Source organism: Pontimicrobium sp. MEBiC06410 (genome assembly GCF_053601615.1).
The window spans coordinates 31,977-51,371 of record NZ_JBSHNT010000157.1; the positions used below are offsets into that span (position 1 = coordinate 31,977).

Annotated in this window: 19 protein-coding genes; 7 read left to right on the forward strand and 12 right to left on the reverse strand. The window is 30.7% G+C overall.

What is annotated here, in order from left to right; translation table 11 throughout:
• Positions 1–7 precede the first annotated feature (7 nt).
• Genes ACVC08_RS12295 through ACVC08_RS12310 form a run of 4 tightly spaced genes read left to right on the forward strand, consistent with a single transcriptional unit; the run spans position 8 to position 3,939 of the window.
• Positions 8–1,477 carry a phytoene desaturase family protein gene (locus ACVC08_RS12295; RefSeq protein ID WP_452602226.1) on the forward strand — a complete coding sequence of 490 codons (1,470 nt, stop codon included), beginning with the start codon at positions 8–10 and terminating at the stop codon, positions 1,475–1,477.
• The gene (locus ACVC08_RS12300) at positions 1,477–2,316 is read left to right on the forward strand and encodes a phytoene/squalene synthase family protein (protein WP_452602227.1); all 840 of its coding nucleotides are present in this window, start codon (positions 1,477–1,479) and stop codon (positions 2,314–2,316) included. The genes ACVC08_RS12295 and ACVC08_RS12300 overlap by 1 nt, the downstream gene beginning before the upstream one ends.
• Complete coding sequence (locus ACVC08_RS12305; RefSeq protein WP_452602228.1) at positions 2,316–2,765, forward strand: sterol desaturase family protein; 450 nt, start codon at positions 2,316–2,318, stop codon at positions 2,763–2,765. Before ACVC08_RS12300 ends, ACVC08_RS12305 begins: the two co-directional genes overlap by 1 nt.
• A 19-nt stretch (positions 2,766–2,784) precedes the next feature.
• Positions 2,785–3,939, forward strand: coding sequence for a lycopene cyclase family protein (locus tag ACVC08_RS12310; RefSeq protein WP_452602229.1), 1,155 nt, complete (start codon positions 2,785–2,787; stop codon positions 3,937–3,939).
• On the opposite strand, the gene ACVC08_RS12315 is transcribed toward ACVC08_RS12310, so the two are convergent.
• The 8 genes from ACVC08_RS12315 to ACVC08_RS12350 all read right to left on the reverse strand — a co-directional run bounded on the left by ACVC08_RS12315 (position 3,934) and on the right by ACVC08_RS12350 (position 14,294).
• On the reverse strand, positions 3,934–4,497 hold the full coding sequence (locus tag ACVC08_RS12315; RefSeq protein ID WP_452602230.1) for a TlpA family protein disulfide reductase: 564 nt from the start codon (positions 4,495–4,497) through the stop codon (positions 3,934–3,936). The genes ACVC08_RS12310 and ACVC08_RS12315 overlap by 6 nt on opposite strands.
• 97 nt (positions 4,498–4,594) lie before the next feature.
• Positions 4,595–5,500 (reverse strand): anti-sigma factor, encoded by a 906-nt coding sequence (locus tag ACVC08_RS12320; RefSeq protein ID WP_452598858.1) that lies wholly within the window; start codon positions 5,498–5,500, stop codon positions 4,595–4,597.
• A 79-nt stretch (positions 5,501–5,579) separates the two neighbouring features.
• Positions 5,580–6,251, reverse strand: a complete 672-nt coding sequence (locus ACVC08_RS12325) for a Crp/Fnr family transcriptional regulator (protein WP_452598859.1) — start codon at positions 6,249–6,251, stop codon at positions 5,580–5,582.
• 131 nt (positions 6,252–6,382) lie between these two features.
• A complete protein-coding gene (locus ACVC08_RS12330) occupies positions 6,383–8,650 on the reverse strand; it encodes an aconitate hydratase (RefSeq protein ID WP_452602231.1) in 2,268 nt (755 codons plus the stop codon).
• 492 nt (positions 8,651–9,142) lie between these two features.
• Positions 9,143–10,096, reverse strand: a complete 954-nt coding sequence (locus tag ACVC08_RS12335; protein WP_452599223.1) for an AAA family ATPase — start codon at positions 10,094–10,096, stop codon at positions 9,143–9,145.
• Positions 10,097–10,108: 12 nt separating this feature from the next.
• Complete coding sequence (locus ACVC08_RS12340; RefSeq protein ID WP_452599222.1) at positions 10,109–11,533, reverse strand: peptidylprolyl isomerase; 1,425 nt, start codon at positions 11,531–11,533, stop codon at positions 10,109–10,111.
• Positions 11,517–12,341 carry a peptidyl-prolyl cis-trans isomerase gene (locus ACVC08_RS12345; RefSeq protein WP_452602232.1) on the reverse strand — a complete coding sequence of 275 codons (825 nt, stop codon included), beginning with the start codon at positions 12,339–12,341 and terminating at the stop codon, positions 11,517–11,519. Before ACVC08_RS12345 ends, ACVC08_RS12340 begins: the two co-directional genes overlap by 17 nt.
• A gap of 30 nt (positions 12,342–12,371) precedes the next feature.
• Positions 12,372–14,294 (reverse strand): peptidylprolyl isomerase, encoded by a 1,923-nt coding sequence (locus ACVC08_RS12350; protein ID WP_452602233.1) that lies wholly within the window; start codon positions 14,292–14,294, stop codon positions 12,372–12,374.
• A gap of 273 nt (positions 14,295–14,567) precedes the next feature.
• Between ACVC08_RS12350 and ACVC08_RS12355 the strand changes: the two genes are divergently transcribed.
• The 3 genes from ACVC08_RS12355 to ACVC08_RS12365 are packed head-to-tail and all read left to right on the forward strand — an operon-like array spanning position 14,568 to position 15,786.
• A complete protein-coding gene (locus ACVC08_RS12355; RefSeq protein WP_452602234.1) occupies positions 14,568–15,023 on the forward strand; it encodes an SRPBCC family protein in 456 nt (151 codons plus the stop codon).
• Positions 15,016–15,252: a hypothetical protein gene (locus tag ACVC08_RS12360; RefSeq protein ID WP_452599218.1), complete on the forward strand. Its 237-nt coding sequence runs from the start codon at positions 15,016–15,018 to the stop codon at positions 15,250–15,252. The genes ACVC08_RS12355 and ACVC08_RS12360 overlap by 8 nt, the downstream gene beginning before the upstream one ends.
• On the forward strand, positions 15,253–15,786 hold the full coding sequence (locus ACVC08_RS12365; RefSeq protein ID WP_452602235.1) for a GNAT family N-acetyltransferase: 534 nt from the start codon (positions 15,253–15,255) through the stop codon (positions 15,784–15,786). It begins immediately after the preceding gene.
• Positions 15,787–15,865: 79 nt separating this feature from the next.
• Here the strand turns inward: ACVC08_RS12365 and guaB are convergent, their stop codons facing one another.
• From guaB to ACVC08_RS12385, 4 genes are all read right to left on the reverse strand, one after another.
• The gene (gene guaB / locus ACVC08_RS12370) at positions 15,866–17,335 is read right to left on the reverse strand and encodes an IMP dehydrogenase (protein ID WP_452599216.1); all 1,470 of its coding nucleotides are present in this window, start codon (positions 17,333–17,335) and stop codon (positions 15,866–15,868) included.
• A 95-nt stretch (positions 17,336–17,430) separates the two neighbouring features.
• Complete coding sequence (locus ACVC08_RS12375; protein WP_452602236.1) at positions 17,431–18,138, reverse strand: Insecticidal toxin complex protein; 708 nt, start codon at positions 18,136–18,138, stop codon at positions 17,431–17,433.
• A gap of 131 nt (positions 18,139–18,269) precedes the next feature.
• Positions 18,270–18,518 carry a hypothetical protein gene (locus ACVC08_RS12380; RefSeq protein WP_452599214.1) on the reverse strand — a complete coding sequence of 83 codons (249 nt, stop codon included), beginning with the start codon at positions 18,516–18,518 and terminating at the stop codon, positions 18,270–18,272.
• Between the two features lie 353 nt (positions 18,519–18,871).
• Positions 18,872–19,375, reverse strand: a complete 504-nt coding sequence (locus ACVC08_RS12385) for a ferritin (RefSeq protein ID WP_452599212.1) — start codon at positions 19,373–19,375, stop codon at positions 18,872–18,874.
• Positions 19,376–19,395: the final 20 nt, after the last annotated feature.

Below are 19,395 nucleotides of genomic sequence, written 5' to 3' on the forward strand. Positions count from 1 at the left end.
ATAAATTATGAATAAAACTATTGCAATTATAGGTTCGGGGTTTTCGGCATTAGCTGCTTCTTGTTATTTGGCTAAGTACGGATATAAAGTTACCATTTTTGAAAAAAATGAAACTATTGGAGGTAGAGCTAGACAATTAAAAAAAGAAGGATTTACCTTCGATATTGGCCCAACTTGGTATTGGATGCCAGATGTTTTTGAACGTTTTTTTGCTGATTTTAATAAAACACCAAATGACTATTATACTCTAGAAAAGCTAAATCCAGCTTACAGTGTTTACTTTGGAAAAAACGATTATATAACTATTGAAGATACTCTAGAAAAAATTTATGCTGCATTTGAAGCAGAAGAACAAGGAAGCTCTAAAAAGCTAAAAAAGTTTATAGATAATGCACAAGACAATTACAATGTAGCTATAAAAGATTTAGTATATAGACCTGGAGTTTCTCCTTTAGAATTAGTAACCCCAGTTACTATAAAAAAAATAGGGCAATTTTTTAGTACTATTAAAAAAGATGTAAGAAAAGAATTTAAAAATAATAGGTTAGCCCAAATTTTAGAATTTCCAGTATTATTTTTAGGAGCTAAACCTAGCAATACTCCATCCTTTTATAGTTTTATGAACTATGCCGATTTTGGTATAGGCACCTTTCACCCCAAAAAAGGAATGTATCAAGTTATTCTAGCTATGGAAGCACTTGCTAAATCATTAGGAGTTATCATTAAAACCAATTCTCCAGTAGAAAAAATAAATATAGACTCTAATGGAAAAGCTACTGGTATTAAAGTTAACCATAACGCTCTTAATTTCGATACTATTTTAAGTGGTGCAGACTACCACCATACCGAAACCTTAATTGATAAAAAATACAGACAATATTCAGAGTCGTATTGGTCTAAAAAAGTATTTGCCCCATCCTCTCTTCTATTTTATGTAGGGTTTGATAAAAAATTAAAAAATGTAAACCATCATACGCTGTTTTTTGATGTAGATTTCGATAGCCACGCAAAAGACATTTACGATACTCCAAAATGGCCTGATAATCCATTATTTTATGCAAGTTTTCCTAGTATAACAGATAAAAGTTCTGCGCCAGAAGGAAAAGAAGCCGGAATTTTTTTAATTCCATTAGCTCCAGGAATAGAAGACAATGAGGCATTAAGAGCTCGTTATTTTGAAAAAATAATAGCTCGATTTGAAAAGTTAACGTCTCAAGATGTTAGAAAATCCATTATCTTTAAAGAGTCTTTTTGTATTAACGATTTTATAAAAGATTATAACTCGTACAAAGGAAACGCCTATGGCATGGCTAATACGTTATTACAAACAGCATTTTTAAGGCCTAAATTAAAAAGTGGAAAAGTGAAAGATTTATATTTCACTGGACAATTAACCGTTCCTGGACCTGGAGTTCCTCCTTCATTAATATCAGGAAAAATAGTAGCAGAATTAATAAAAAACCAAAACGAAAACTAATGAAGACTTTATTTGATTCCGTATCCTACAATTGTAGTAAAATAGTAACTCAGTCCTACAGTACCTCTTTTTCTATGGCTACAAAAATGTTGTCTAATTGTATACGTCAAGACATTTATAATATTTATGGTTTTGTTCGTTTTGCAGATGAAATTGTAGATAGTTTTCATGATTACAACAAAGAAGACTTATTTAAAAATTTCGAGTTAGATCTAGAAAAAGCGTTAAAAGATAAAATTAGCCTTAATCCTATTTTAAATGCTTTTCAGCATACCTACCATAAACATAATATAGAAAAACACATGGTAGATTCATTTATGAAAAGTATGCGTTTAGATTTACACAAAAGCACTTATTTAACCGAAAAAGAGTATAAAGATTATATATATGGCTCGGCAGATGTAGTAGGGCTTATGTGTTTAAAGGTTTTTGTAAAAGGTGACAACGATAAATACAGTGCTTTAAAATCTACAGCAATGTCTTTAGGTTCTGCATTTCAAAAAGTAAACTTTTTAAGAGATTTAAAAGCAGATTACGATGAATTAGAGCGTACCTATTTTCCAAATACCGATTTAAATAACTTAACAGAATCCTCTAAGCAAGATATTATAAACGATATAGAAAAAGATTTTGCGGAAGGCTTAAAAGGTATTAAGCTATTACCTATAGAGGCAAAGTTTGGTGTATTTATGGCTTATAGATATTACAAACAGTTACTTAAAAAACTAAAACGCACACCAGCCTTAGAAATAAAAAATGCTCGAATACGAGTTCCTAACTACAAAAAAGTAGAGCTTTTAACGAGAGGTTATGTAAAATATCAACTTAATTTAATGTAATGCAAACAGTATACTGGATTTTATTTTTTTTAGGCACATTCTTTATCATGGAATTTAATGCATGGTTTACTCATAAATACATTATGCATGGTTTTTTATGGTCGCTGCACAAAGACCACCACCATAAAGATCATGATAGTTGGTTTGAGCGTAACGATACTTTTTTTATTTTTTACGCAATAGTGAGCATGGTTTGTTTTTATTTATGGAACTACGAAGGTATATGGTATTGCTTACCCATTGGTTTAGGCATTATGGCATACGGAGCAGCGTACTTTATTGTACATGACATTTTTATTCATCAGCGTTTTAAGTTTTTGCGTAATGCAAATAATAGATACGCTAAAGGTTTAAGACGCGCTCACAAAATGCATCACAAGCATTTAGGAAAAAATGGTGGGGAGTGTTTTGGGATGCTTTTTGTTCCTTTTAAGTATTTTAAACGTTAAAATAACTTCTTTATAAATAATGGATAATAGAAGCATGCTTTTCGATTACATTATAATTGGTAATGGTTTAGCTGGACTTCAATTAGCATTAGCACTTACCGAAGATCTATATTTTAAAGACAAACAGATCGCTTTAATAGATAAAAACGATAAAACAACTAATGACAAAACATGGTGTTATTGGGAGAAAGGTAATGGTAAATGGGACAAATTAGTACATAACTCTTGGGGTAACGCCGATGTTTACACCACAAAAAATAAACACCAACTAAAGCTAGCACCTTATCGTTATAAAATGATACGCTCTATAGATTTTTATAACGATGTAAAGACCAAACTTAAAAAAAAAGATAATATCCATTTTATAATAGATAATGTACTTTTAACAAAAGAAGAATCGAGCTTTATAACAGTTACCACCTCTTCTAATACTTATAAAGCAAACCACGTTTTCGATAGCAGAATAGAGCATTCCTTTTTTTCAGAAAAAAAAGAGTACATAAATATTATACAACATTTTAAAGGTTGGGTTATAGAGACTCCTACTAATACATTTAATAGCCTTAATACTTTTACTATGATGGATTATAGACTAAAAGATGGAGAACAAACCACCTTTATGTATGTACTTCCTTTCTCTAAAAATAAAGCTTTAGTAGAGTTCACTTACTTTACTTTAAATATGGTAGAAGATGAGATTTATAACACTTTTTTAAAACGCTATATTTCTGATATTTTGAACGTTAACAGTTATAACATTTTAGAAATTGAAAAAGGAAGTATTCCTATGACAAATTTCCCTTTTAATAAATACTCGACAAATAAATTAACTAAAATTGGTACTGGAGGTGGTTGGGTAAAAGGCTCTACAGGTTATTCGTTTAAACACACCGAAAAAAAAGTGTCTCAAATTATAAAAAATTTAAAACATGATAAACCCACTACATTTGGGCTTTTTAATAGACGATTTAAATTTTACGACAAAGTATTTTTAAAAGTATTATTAGATGAGAATAAAAAAGGGGAATGGCTCTTTGAGCATTTCTATTCTAAAAACTCTACTAATACCATATTTCGTTTTCTAGACGAAGAATCTTCTATATGGGAAGAGTTGAAAATAATGTATTCGTTATTTTCTTTTGCTTTTATTAAAGCTTTTTTTAAAACGCTATAGTTTTATGAGTTCATCTATTGTAGTTCTAACCGTTTCACTATTCCAATTGGCTGCTCCAGATTTATCTATAATAATATTTCCGTTTCTATCTATTAAAAATGTTCTTGGTATACTCCTTACATTAAATGTCTCGGGAGCCTTACTTATAGGTGAGTACACTGGAAACGAATAGCCCTTATTTACTAAAAACTTGTAAATAGTTTCTTTATCTTCATTAGATACAAAAACAAACTCTATTTTTTCTTTGTAGTCATTATATAAGGCTTCCATAGAAGGCATTTCTGCTATACACGGAGGACACCATGTTGCCCAGAAATTTACCATTATTACGCGATGCTTTGTGTCTTCAAAATTAAGAATATTACCTTTTGTATCTTGTAACTTCCAATTGTAACTACTTAAAGCTTCAATATCATCTATACTTTTAATACTAGGGCTAAATTGTGCGAAACCTTTATGTACTACTACTTGTATTGTTTTCCTTGTTTGTGGTATTATAAGTAATACTATAAAAACTAAAAATAATATATTTTTTAAGTTTATTTTTTTATTTTTCATGATATCTATACTATTACTTAACTATATTAATAAACTAATGAAGCGCCAATTTATATAATATAAAAAGACGCTTCAAATCTAATAAAAAACAAAACTATTATCTAGAAACTGTTCCTGTTGGTAAAGAACTTGTATCTAATGTTAAATCGTATGTTGTAGGTGCTGTATCATTACCAGCCATTCCTGCTAAAGGTTTCATTGTAAAAGGTGCTGGAGAATTGTCTGGATATGGCTCTATAGAGATTACTGCTGTACGCCCTCTAACATCTAAAGGAAACGTAAATCCATCTGGAGCATTTAATAAAAAGTCCTCTCCTGGAATTGGTGGTCCTGCATTATTTTCTGTTCCACTAAAATCGTTAGAATCATCAACTTCTGTAAACCCTGTAAATGTTCCTGTGGATACTGGTCCTACACCATCTACTACTACCCATCCTTCATATTTCCATCCTGCGGCTAATGTTGGTAAACCTAAACCAGCTCCTGGAGGCATAGTTCCTGGTGTTCCAAACCATATACCATATTCGTCATTCATATTATTTCCAGATCCCATTGCTTCATCTGTTGGTGTTCTTAAAAAGAATCGTCCCCATGAAGATGTAAAGTCATTGGCATCTGTAGTTACTGGAGCGACCCAAACATTTGCCGCATTTCCAGAAAAGTCTCCTGCTAATATTTTAGTATCTGCTGGTAATGGATCTGGGTCTACTGCTGGTTCTATTGTTAGTACAAATTTTGTTGCAGCATTTAAGTCTGTAGTATTAACTTGAAACGCTTGAGGAAATCCAACAGATGTAAATCTACCTGTAGATACAGGACTTCCATCTACAATAATCCATCCTTCGTAAACAAAATCATCTCCTAATGCATCAAGACCATTTAAATTTAATGTTAATGGAGATGTTGTTGGTTGTGGTGTTGGTGACGAGTTATCGTCGTCATTACTACAAGAGCTAGCAAAAATACCTAATGCCAAGGCTCCTAAAATCATTTTTCTTATCATTTTTATAGTTTTTATGTTCATGATTATATACGAACAAAATTATAGTAATGGCTTTTATTAAAATGTTAGCTACCTAACACTAAGCCGTTTTTTTTAATATTCTTATTTCTTTTCTATTAAAATCCAGGTAATTTTCTTCTTTTAATTCGTTTAAAAGAATATTTAAAGTCGGTCTAGAAGTGCCTATTAAAGAAGCGATATCACTTTGTGTGTAAGGATGGTGTACAACATGATCTCCTGTTTCTTCACAATTGTATCCATACTCACTACATAACTCATCTAAAAATTCTATTAACCTTGTTTTAGTGTCTTTAAACATTAAAAGCTGTAATCGTCTTTCTAGTTTTTTAAATTTAAAACCTATAAACTTATAAACTTTAAAACTAAAGGTTTGATTATCTCTCATTAAGTTGTGCATTGTATCTACTCCTATTGGACATATAGAAGTTGTATTGTCTAAGGACTGCGCAAACTCATCACGTTTAGCTTCCCCAAGAATAGCTTTTTCACCAAAGAGCTGTCCTTTAGATAAAATAGCTTTTACAACTTCGTCTCCATTTTCACTATAATATCCAATCTTCACTTTTCCTCTTTCTATTAAAAATATTTTATTAGATGAGTCTTCTTCAAAATAGATGTAATCTTTCTTTTTGTAACCATCAAATTCATGATCTTTTTTATAAGCCTTGAATTTGTGAGGACATAAAATTTTAAAAAGATTAGTATCCTCAAAAAACCAGAGTGTATTCATTTTTTAAAGGTGTTTGTGTTTTTATTAGTGTTATCGTAGTCGTAATACTAAATGTTTTCTTACTTATTATTGGGCATAAAAAAACTCCTAATTAATAATTAGGAGTTTTTTTATATGATTAGAAGCTTTTTTTAAGCATTCTCTTTTTTAATTAAGTTTAATGCTGAACCTTCATTATACCATTCTATTTGAGAATCGTTATATGTATGATTTAACATAATAGTGTCTTTACTTCCATCTGCATGAACAACTTCTAATGTTAATTGTTTTGCTGGTGCAAACTCATGTAAATCTACAAAGTTAAATGTATCGTCTTCTTGAATTAAATCGTAATCATTTTCATTAGCAAAAGTTAATCCTAACATCCCTTGTTTTTTAAGGTTTGTTTCGTGAATTCTAGCAAAAGATTTTACAATTACAGCAGCTACACCAAGGTGTCTTGGCTCCATTGCTGCATGCTCTCTAGAAGATCCTTCTCCATAGTTATGGTCTCCTACTACTACTGTTTTTACTCCGGCTGCTTTATATGCTCTAGCTGTATCTGGTACACCTCCATAATCTCCTGTTAATTGGTTTTTAACAAAGTTTGTTTTTTTACCAAAAGCATTTACAGCTCCTATTAAACAGTTATTAGAAATATTATCTAAATGTCCTCTAAAACGTAACCATGGTCCAGCCATAGAAATATGATCTGTAGTACATTTACCGAAAGCTTTTATTAATAGTTTAGCTCCTTCTATAGTATTACCTATTGGTTCAAAAGGTGTTAATAATTGTAATCTTTCTGATGTTGGACTCACAACAACTTCAACACCACTACCATCTGCAACTGGTTCTAAGTATCCATTATCTTTTACTTCAAAGCCTTTTGGTGGTAACTCCCATCCTGTTGGCTCATCGAACATTACTTCTTCTCCGTTTTCATTAATTAATTTATCTGTTAACGGGTTAAAATCTAAACGTCCTGCTACTGCTATTGCTGCTGTTAATTCTGGTGATGCAACAAAGGCATGTGTATTAGGGTTTCCATCTGCACGTTTAGCAAAGTTTCTATTAAAAGAGTGTACTATACTATTTTTTGGTGCATTTTTAGGATCACTATATCTAGCCCATTGACCAATACATGGTCCACATGCATTAGTAAATATTTTGGCGTCAAGTTTTTCGAATATTCCTAGGATTCCGTCTCTATCTGCTGTATATCTTACTTTTTCAGAACCTGGATTAATTCCTAATTCTGCTTTCATTTTTAAACCTTTATCTATGGCTTGTTGTGCTATAGATGATGCTCTAGATAAATCTTCGTAAGATGAGTTTGTACAAGATCCAATTAATCCCCACTCTACTTGTAGAGGCCAATCGTTAGCTGTTGCTTTTTCAGTCATTGAGCTTCCTACTTCTGTAGATAAATCTGGTGTGAAAGGACCGTTTAATAATGGCCCTAATTCTGATAAGTTTATTTCTATAACTTGATCAAAATATTGTTCTGGATTTGCGTATACTTCTGGATCTGCTGTTAAATAATCTTTTACTTGATTTGCTGCATCAGCAACGTCTGCTCTTTCTGTTGCACGTAAATAGCGCTCCATAGACTCATCGTATCCAAATGTAGATGTGGTTGCTCCTATTTCTGCTCCCATGTTACAGATAGTACCTTTTCCTGTACAAGACATGGATGTCGCTCCAGGGCCAAAATATTCTACAATAGCACCTGTACCTCCTTTTACAGTTAAAATTTCTGCTACTTTTAATATAACATCTTTTGGTGCTGTCCATCCAGATAATTTACCTGTTAATTTAACACCTATTAGTTTTGGAAACTTTAATTCCCAAGCCATACCAGCCATTACATCTACTGCATCTGCTCCTCCAACTCCAATTGCTACCATTCCTAATCCACCAGCGTTTACTGTGTGAGAATCTGTACCAATCATCATTCCTCCTGGGAATGCATAATTTTCTAATACTACTTGGTGAATAACCCCTGCACCTGGCTTCCAGAATCCAATACCATATTTATTAGATACTGATTCTAAGAAATTAAAAACTTCGCTACTAATATCGTTAGCGTTTTTTAAATCTGTTGCAGCTCCATCTTTAGCTTGTATTAAGTGATCACAATGTACAGTTGTTGGCACAGCTACTTTGCTTTTTCCTGCTTGCATAAATTGCAATAAAGCCATTTGTGCTGTTGCATCTTGACATGCGATACGATCTGGTGCAAAATCTACATAATCTTTTCCTCTCTCGAAAGCTTTAGTCGGTTTTCCGTCCCATAAGTGATTATATAATATTTTTTCTGAAAGTGTTAATGGTTTACCTACAACGTCACGTGCTGCATCAACACGCTCTGCCATTTGGCTGTAAACCTTTTTTATCATATCGATATCGAATGCCATATAGTAAAAATTTAAGGTTGTTTTTATTTTTTTAAAGTCTTGCAAATTTACAAAATTCTATAGAATTTAAAAAATATATAAGGAAATTGAGAAATGTTTGAGAATTAATCAATAAAACACCTTTTTAACAACTTAATTTTACTAATACGACAAAATTACAATTAAAAAAATATTAAATTAACAAGTGGAAATGTTTTATTATTTATAAAAAATAACAATACTAGGCGCTTTATTGAAAAACTTAGTCTTAATTTAATGAGGATTAGCTTGATTTTTTGAATGTTATTTTAGAGCTCATCTTGACTTCTATTTCTTAAAAAATGGCTAAAATTTCATTGCTTTTTTTACTAGTAATTATGCCCAATCTGAACAAATTTTATCTCATTTTCGGTTAAAAACAAAAAGTTAAAATAAGTTTGTATAAAAAAACATCAAAACTTTAATTTAAAAGCTTTGATGTTTATTTTAATATATTATAGTATGTATTGTTTGTTAGAACAGTGATTTAATAATTTCTTCTTCTGTAATGCCTTCTGCCTCTGCTTTGTAATTTTTTATCATTCTATGGCGAAGTATACTTGTAGCTACTGCTTGTACGTTTTCTATATCTGGTGAGAATTTACCATGTATTGCTGCATGTGTTTTTGCTGCTAATATTAGGTTTTGTGAGGCTCTAGGTCCTGCACCCCAATCTATATAGTTTTTTACTAGGTCTGAAGCTGCATCACTATTTGGTCTTGTTTTACCTACCATAGTTACTGCGTACTCAATAACATTATCTGCTACAGGAATACGACGTATTAAGTCTTGAAAATCAATAATTTCTTTAGCTGTAAATAATGCATTTACTTTTGGCTTAGCATTACTTGTAGTTGCTTTAACGACTTCTACTTCTTCTTTAAATGATGGATAATTTAAATGTATTGCAAACATAAAACGGTCTAACTGTGCTTCTGGGAGTGGGTATGTTCCTTCTTGCTCTATTGGGTTTTGCGTTGCTAATACAAAGTATGGTAAATCCAACTTATAATGGTGCCCTGCAACAGTAACTGCACGTTCTTGCATAGCTTCTAATAATGCTGCTTGTGTTTTAGGCGGTGTTCTATTTATTTCGTCTGCTAAAATAATATTAGAAAAAATAGGCCCTTTTATAAACTTAAAATTTCTGCTTTCATCTAGTATCTCACTTCCTAATATATCGCTAGGCATTAAATCTGGTGTAAATTGTATTCTTTTAAAATTTAAACCTAATGCTTGTGCAATGGTATTAACCATTAGCGTTTTTGCCAAACCTGGTACTCCTATTAGTAATGCGTGCCCTCCTGAAAAAATGGAGATTAATATTTGATTTACAACATCGTCTTGCCCAACTATTACTTTGGCTATTTCTTGTTTTAAATCGTTATATTTTTTTACTAATTGATTTACTGCTGTTACGTCTGACATTCTTTTTTATGATTATTTTTTTAACCAATTACTATTAAAATCGCATTTTCTATAATCTCCACTTACTTTTATGTAAGTGTTTTCTATAGTTTCATCTTGCCATTTATCTATAGCTTTTATTCTTTTCTCGTTTAATGCTAATTCTTTTATTTTTAAATAGTCTCTAGAATAGTCTGCTTCATGTTCGTCTACTCTATCTGTAATGCTTAAAATTTTAAATTTAGAGTTTCCTGTTCTGTCTTGGTCTTGTATAACTCTAGAAATCTCTCCATCTTTTAAGTTTTGTATTTGTGCATATAGTTCTGGATCCATTTTAGTTAATTCAAAATTATAATCTTGTGTTGCTGGGTTAATTAGTTTTCCGCCTTGAAACTTTGTTTTTACTTCATCACTAGATTCTCTTGCTGCTTCTTCAAAAGTAATGTTACCTTCTAGTATATTTTTTCTAACGTTTTCTAATCTCTCCTTTGCTTCTTGTATGGATTTAGAAGATACTTCAGGTATTCTTAATATGTGGCGTATATCGTATTCTTGTCCTCTAATTTTTTCTAAATATATAATGTGGTATCCAAATTCTGTTTTAAAGGGCTCTGATATTTCTCCTTCTTGTAAAGAAAAGGCAACTTCTCTAAACTCTTTTACCATTCTTGGGCGTGCTCTATTTAAGGTATAAAACCCTCCTGTTCTTTTAGATCCTGGATCTTGTGAGTATAATACTGCTTTAGAACGGAAGTTTGCTCCATTTTCTTCTATATCTGTTTTAAATCCTTTTAATTGGTCTATTACTTTTTGTTTTTCTTCTAATGTTACTTTAGGTTCTATTACAATTTGTGAAACTTTTAATTCTGTTCCAAATACTGGACGCTCTTCTTTTGGTATTCTATTAAAAAATAAGCGTACTTCTTCTGGTGTTACTTCTATTTCATCAACTATTTTTTTCTGCATTTCTGCAACAAGTTTTTGAGTTCTGTTAATTTCTATCATCTCCTCTCTTAAACTTTTCTCGTCTTCTTTTCTGTATAGTTTTAATACTTCGTCTAACGATCCGTCTAGTCTAATTTTAAACTCTTCTATTTGCTGATTAACAAAACTTCTTATTTCTGCCTCACTTATTACAATACTATCTTGAATTGCTTGGTGTGCATATAATTTATCTTCTAAAAGTTTTCCAAACAATTGACATTCTGTAAAGTTTTCTAGGTTAGCGCCTCTTAATTTTAGTTTTTCGTATTCTAAGGCTACGTCTGAGTCTAAAACAATATAATCTCCTACTACTGCTGCTACTCCATCTATTTTTTGTGTTGTAAACGGCTTTACACTGTCTTGCTTTTTTACTTCATTAGTTTCTTCTATAATTTCTTGTGCTACTAATCCTTGTGCTACAAAAAAAGTTAAGCTTAACGCTATAATGTGTTTTAAGTTAATTGTAAATTTCAAAATGTTTATTTTTAATGGCATCGTTTGTAATGTCTTGTTTTAACTTTTTAATGAGTTCCAACTTACGTTTATTTACCACTATTTGGTCTATTGTAGGCTTTACATATTCCAAAGGAGCTGTACTGTTTCTTAGTAGAACATCATTAATTTGCATCAAATATAGTCCTAATGAATCTTTGAGTTGTATAAAATTAGATTTTTTTAACAGTTCTCTTTTATTTTCCTGTTTTATAACTGGTATTTTATTTACTACTTGATTTAAACGAATCCATACTGAGTCGTTTAATGAGTAGGATTTAAACTGAATGGAAATAGAGTCTAATTCTTTTTTATCTTTTGCTTCAAAACGCTTAAACTTCTTTTTTATGTCTTCTATATCCAATCGGTTATCATCTAAATTAATATACCTAAATGTAATTAATTCTTCATTTAATTTAAAGGCTTCTTTATTTTTCTCATAATATGAAGCAGCTTCTTCTTTAGAAACTACAGTATCTAAGTTTTTATATACTAATGCTTCTAAATAGGCTTTACTGTAAAGGTCTATTTTATATTGTTCAACAAGCTTATCAAATTCTTTTTGCGTGTCTTCTTTAAGGTTTAGTTCTGCACCACTTACTAATAATTGTTTTGTTGCCCAACGATTAATCATATCGTTTACAATAATGGTACTGTCTGCTTTTGTGTAATTTTCGGGTAAAACATCTAAAATGTCTTCCTCGTATAAAAAGTGTTCATTTACTCTGGCTACAGCATTTTCTTGTGTAGTTGGGGTAAAATACTCACAAGATGCTAGTAGTAGCAACAATAATATGTAAGGTATATTTTTAATAACTATTTAATTTTTAATGTTAGCTTTTACAGTTTTTAAAGTGTTTTTATTAATTGTAACATTGTATTTGTTAGCTAATTCTTTCACCCAATTTTCTTCTTTAAATGTTTGATAATCGCTAATGACCCTGCCTTTGGTTTCGTCGTAAGTTTTAGTTTGTTTTGGTAATATCTCTTTAACTTTAACAACTATATAGGCATCGTTATGCTTATATATTTTTGATACCCCTTTTTTAAATTTAAACTTTTTAGGTAATGCTTGATGGTTGGCCTCCATTTCGTCTTCTGTAAAGCTTACGTTTATTTTTTCTTCTGTATTTACAGCTTTCTTAATTTCGTCAATAGTTTTACCAGATTTTAAAAGTTTAGCAACCTTTTTTATATCTGCCTTTTTAGCTGATGATGCTACAATTCCATTTATACGCTCTTTAAAAAAGTAATTTTTTTTATGCGTATTGTAATATTCTTTTAATGCTATAGAATCTGTTGTTGCTGCATTCCATATTTCGGTTTCCATTAAATCGAATAATAATAAGCCATCTCTATATTCTCCTAAAATTTGTGCATAATCTTCGTTGTCATGTTCTAAGTTATCTTCTTGATATCTTAACAATTCATAATCAAAATAACGCTTGTATACTGTGTTAATTACATTATCTACATTTTTTTCTGTAGAGCGTTGTCTTTGACTTTTTAATAAAAATTGGGCAAAATCGTTATTTGTTAATTGTCTATCTTGTATTTTTAGTAATGGTTTATCTGCTTCAAAATTTGTAGGCAAGCTCCATCTTCCACTTAAATAAGCATTATTAATAATACTTTTAAAATAGGCTATTCCAGATTTATTTTCCTCAATTGTGTATTTAGACTTTAATTTACTTATTCGCGAATCGTTAATAAGCTTTGATCTAGAATCTCTTTTTATTTTATTTTCTAAGAATCCTTTTACTTGTTTAAATGGCTCTCTTTCTTTTTTACTAATTAATTTTACTACATGCCATCCAAATTCGCTTTTAAAAGGTTTAGATACTTCTTTTTCTTTTAAGTTAAAAGCTACATCTTCAAAAATTTTAGAGCTTAATTCTCCACTTGAAAATGGTTTTAATGTTCCTCCCTTATTAGCTGAGCTTTTATCTTCTGAAAACTGTTTAGCCAAAGATTCGAAAGCTTCACCTTGTTCTATTCTTTTATATATTTCATTAATTTTAGTCTCGTCGTCTTTAATCATTATGTGGGCTACGGTAACTTGACCTCTAGATACTCTTCTATCTAAAACGGTTAAGACATGATATCCAAAACGGGTTCTAAAAGGTTTTGACACCTCTCCTACTTTTGTATTGAATGCAACGTTTTCGAAATTATAAACCATTTTAAAAGCAGAAAAATAGCCTAAATCCTCAGCGAAAATAGTTTTTCCGTTATGCACATCTCTTTGCACAGCTTTGTATCCCTCCTTTATTACACGGTCTCTTAATTTTACAATTTGATTGTATGCTTTTAGCGTATCTTCTGGAGTTGCATTTTCATCTAACCTAATTAGTATATGGCTAGCATCTACTTCATAGCCCATTCTATCATAAGCTTCTTCTACTAATGCATCGGTTACCTTAGTATCTGTTAAATAGTTTTTAGATAGTTGTTTTTTATAGCTATCAAACTCTCTTAGGTAATTATCTTTTTTATCTAGTCCTAAAGCTTTTGCTTCTTGAAGTTTTAATTTGTAATTGATGAAAAGTTTTAAGTACTCGTCTACATCTTTTTGCGATTCATCTTTTACCAGTTCTAAGTTTTTATTATAAACTCTAATAAACTCAGACGCATAAACAGGTGTGTCTTCTACAGTAAAAAGAATTTGTTTGTTATTACTTTGTGCTGTTAAAGATTGCACAAATACGACACTTAAAAAACATAATACAAATTTAATTTTCATAATCTTTTTTTTGTTTTTGCAATGGTTACAAAAATAGCAATATTAGCCTATAATACAAGTATATTACCTAACGTTACTAAAGTTTATTTAGTGTTCTAAATTGTTTTTTTAATTATAGTTAATTCTGTTCTTATTTGATTCCTTTCATTCTTAAAAATATATTCTTCATTTTTCTTTATTTTCACAGTGTTTTTCATCAAAAAAAACTACTTTAACGCCCGATTAATTAGATTATTTTATTTTTTTATAAATTACCCCAAATTATTTTATTAGATGAAGTATACTTCTGAAATAATCGTTAAAGTATCGCTTGATGACTTTATAAAAAAACTAGACAATCACGATAACATGAAACATTGGCAGCGTGGGTTAACTAGTTACGAACATCTTTCTGGTAACCCTGGTAAGACAGGAGCAAAAATGCAATTAAATTACATGTTTGGAAAAAGAAAAATGTCTCTTACTGAAACTATTGTAGATATTAAATTGCCTCATAAAATGTATTTAAATTATGATGCTCCAGGTATGCATAATATTCAAAAAAACTCTTTTTCGGAAACAGCAGATGGGCATACCAAATGGGTTTCTAAGAGTGAATTTATTGCTACAAATTTTAAAATGAGAATGCTTACTTTATTAATGCCTAGTATATTTAAAAAGCAATCCATGAAATATTTAACTGATTTTAAAAATTTTGCCGAAAATGGCATATCTGTTCTAGATGCGTAAACTAAAATTAATATGGGATTTTCGTGGTCCTGATGCATTAAAAATAGCTGAGCATCACGAAATTCATTTAAAAGAATACATTGCTTTAGAGCAATTATCTATAAATATTACTGGTTTTGAAACCATAAATACTGCTCATGCTATTGCTTATATGGTTGTTAATGATGAGGAAATGAAACCTGTTAGAGATGCTTTAAAACCTCATAGAGGTCAATTATATTTAGAATAAATGATGAACTTATCTGTTAGACCTATACAACATAAAGATATAGCTGCTTTAGCTAATTATTGGTTAAAATCTAGTGATGAGCACCTTATAAAAATGGGGGTGGATTTGTCTAAGCTTCCTAGTAGGGAAGATTTAGTTTCTATGTTAAATTCTCAATTAGATACGCCAATTGAAAACAAAAAGTCATTCGCACTTATCTGGCTACTTAATGGTAAAGCAATTGGGCATTGTAATGTAAACCAAATAGAATTTAACAAACAAGCTTTTATGCATTTACATTTATGGGAGCAGCAAACAAGGCACAAAGGGCTAGGTACACAATTAGTAAAATTGTCTATTCCTATATTTTTTAAAGCTTTGCATTTACAGCAATTATTTTGCGAACCTTATGCTTTAAATCCTGCTCCAAATAAAACATTAGAGCGTATTGGTTTTTCGTTTGTTAAGGAACATGTTTGTATTCCGGGGTATTTAAATTTTGAGCAACCTGTAAAACGTTGGGTTTTTAATAAAGAAAAATTAGCTCTTATTTAAACATTTTAAGAGTCCATACACATAAAAAAAAGCAGCAATTATAATTATAATTGCTGCTTTTTTCACTTTTTTAAATTATCTATCTAGAATAATTAGGTGCTTCTTTTGTTATTGTTACATCGTGTGGGTGACTTTCGTTTATTCCTGATGCTGTTATTTTTACAAAACGTCCTGTTGCTTTTAATGTTTCTACATCTTTTGCTCCACAGTAGCCCATTCCTGCACGTAAGCCTCCTATAAATTGGTGAATACTTTCAAATAATTCTCCTTTGTATGGTACTCTTCCTACAATACCTTCTGGTACCAGTTTTTTAATATCGTCCTCTACATCTTGGAAATAACGGTCTTTACTTCCTTTTTTCATTGCTTCTACAGACCCCATACCTCTATACGATTTAAACTTTCGCCCTTCGTATATAATAGTTTCTCCTGGAGATTCTTTAGTTCCTGCTAAAAGTGAGCCTAACATTACACAATCTGCTCCTGCTGCAATAGCTTTTGGAATATCTCCTGTATAACGAATTCCTCCATCTGCTATAACTGGTACTCCGCTTCCTTTTATTGCTGCTGCTACTTCTAGTACTGCTGAGAATTGAGGGAACCCTACTCCTGCAACTACACGTGTTGTACATATAGATCCTGGCCCAATTCCTACTTTTACTGCATCTGCTCCTGCTTCAACTAAATATTTAGCTGCTTCAGCAGTTGCAATATTACCCACTACTACTTCTAATTCTGGAAATTGTTTTTTTATATCTTTTAAAACGGCTACAACTCCTTTAGTGTGCCCATGTGCAGTGTCAATTATTATAGCGTCTACTCCTGCTTTTACTAATGCAGAAGCTCTTTCTACTGCGTCTCCAGTTACTCCTATTGCTGCTGCAACTCTTAAACGTCCATAATTATCTTTATTTGCTATAGGCTTTTGTGTTACTTTAGTTATATCTCTAAATGTAATTAATCCTACTAGTTTATCACCTTCAACAATTAATAGTTTTTCTATTTTATTTTCTTGAAGAATTTTTTCGGCATCTTTTAAAGAGGTTCCTACTGGAGCTGTAACTAGATTTTCACTCGTCATCACCTCTACAATAGGTCTTTCGTTACGGTGCTCGAAACGTAAATCTCTATTGGTAACGATTCCTTTTAGTAAACCGTTTTCGTCTACTATTGGAATTCCTCCAATACTATGCTCTTTCATTTGCTGTTTTGCGTCCGATACTTTAGCTGTAAGTGGTAACGTTACAGGGTCTATAATCATTCCGCTTTCTGCACGTTTTACTTTACGTACTTTTTGAGCTTGCTGCTCTATCGTCATGTTTTTGTGTAGCACACCTATACCTCCTTCTCTTGCCATAGCAATTGCCATTGCACTTTCTGTAACTGTATCCATAGCTGCAGATACAATAGGTACATTGATAGTAATGTTTCGTGTAAATTTTGTTTGAATGTTTACTTCTCTAGGAAGTACTTCGGAAAAAGCTGGGACTAATAGGACATCGTCGTAAGTTAAACCTTCTCCTACTATTTTGTTTTCGTGTGCTGTCATTGCAATTAGAATTAATTGCAAGCAAATATACGTCTTTATTATTACTTATTTTGTTTATATAAACGAATTATTTTATATAATTTATAAATTAAAAATTAGTTTATCTTTTTCATTTTACAATATTCTCTAAGTGTGTAAAGCCCATAATTATAACGGTCTTTTGCTATAGAAATGTTTCCTTTAAATCTAATTGGTTTTGGTACTACTAAACTATACAGAAATTGCCCTTTAGCTATTCGACTAATTGTTTTTAAAGTTTTTTGGTCTACTGTACTGTATATTTTTTCTAACCAGCTATATTGTTCTTCATATAATATTGCTTTGTCCCATTTAAGTGCGTCGTCTCCTTTAAAAATAGTTTTTGAACTATTGATTTCTGACAGTTTTTTAAATGCATTTTTAAAAACTACTGTGCTTCCTTCTACTGCATATATTTTTATCTTTTTTTTAGTGAATACATTGTATGGAAAGATTTCTACCAAGTGAAGTTTTTTAGATATTAAATAAGCCATTGCTGGCCAAACTACTTCATGTCCTTTATTTTGTAACTTAAAATGCATCCAACGATAAAAGTCTCTTCGTTGTACAATACTCACATATTCTTGATACAAATTATGTTTCAAATTGTACGTGTTTGCTTTTTGCCAAATTAAAGTATTATGTTTTCTATCGTACCATAACCAATCGGAAGCTCTTAGCGCTTTATTCTTTGTGATTTTTTGATAATGTCTTAAACTTTTCCACTCTTTACCATGTATGGTATTAATGAAACATAATAACAATAAAAGGACTATATATCGCATACAACTAAATAGGAATGTAGTATAAAAATACACAAATTAAATTATGATTTTTTATGGAGTGTATATATTGATAGAAACAAAAAAGCGACTCATTTAAATAAGTCGCTTTTAAGTCTATTTTATTTTTTTACTTATGCTGTTGCATTTTGTGGCGCCCATTGTGAGCATAACATTCCTGGAGCTGCTTTTTTAGGGTTAGCACAGGTAGTACTTTCATAACGGACACAGGTTCCACAGTTTGGATCATTTTTTAAAGCTGCTTTCATTTCAAAACTATCACATGTATAGCTCCTACTCACCTTTACTCCATGAACTTTACACATTTTGTTGTCGCTTAAATTATCGCAATTAATGCAACTATTTCCAATTCTTATAGACATAACTTTTTCTTTTTAATTAATATTACTAAAGCTATGCATTATTAAATTTAGAACAAATACAAATAACTAATTTACAGCTGTTTATATTTAGACTGTTTTAAAATAATATGTTTTTTATATTATTTAACTTTTGGGCATCGTTTGCAGTTAGATTTTCCTTTTTTCTTATATTTTTTGCAACATTTTTTTTTCTTTCCTTCTCCACAAGAAAACATGCATGGAGTATTTAGCATCATTAAAGAAGGTTCTGAAATAATATTTGTTCTCATTATTTTTATTTATTCTAAATAAAAACAAATTTACAAAAAAAAAGATTTCAAAAAAGAAATCTTTAAAATATATGCAATAATAAATTAGCCTTTATCTTGCGAAGCTGCTATGTTATTTATATCTCTATCAAACAAATAGTGTCCAGATTTATCGCTTCCTATTATATTTAACTTATCTAATAGTGTTCTAGCCATAGCTTCCTCTTCTAGTTGTTCTGTAACATACCATTGCATAAAGTTATGTACATTATAGTCTTTGTGTTGTAAACATTCATATATAATATGATTGATTTGTTCTGTTACAAAAACTTCACTGTTTAAGAATTTCTCAAAAAGCTCGTTAAGCCCCTCAAATGATGATTTTGGTGCATCTAATTGCGGAATTATTACTTCTCCTCCACGTTCGTTAACAAACTTAACTAATTTGGTCATGTGTAATCGTTCTTCTTCAGATTGCTTATAGAAAAAATCTGAAACACCATTGTAGCCTTTTGCATCAGACCATGATGCCATTGCTAAGTATTGCATAGAAGCTTGAGCTTCATATTTTATTTGATTATTTAATAATTGTTCTATTGAAGTATTCATTGCTATTTAATTTTTTAACA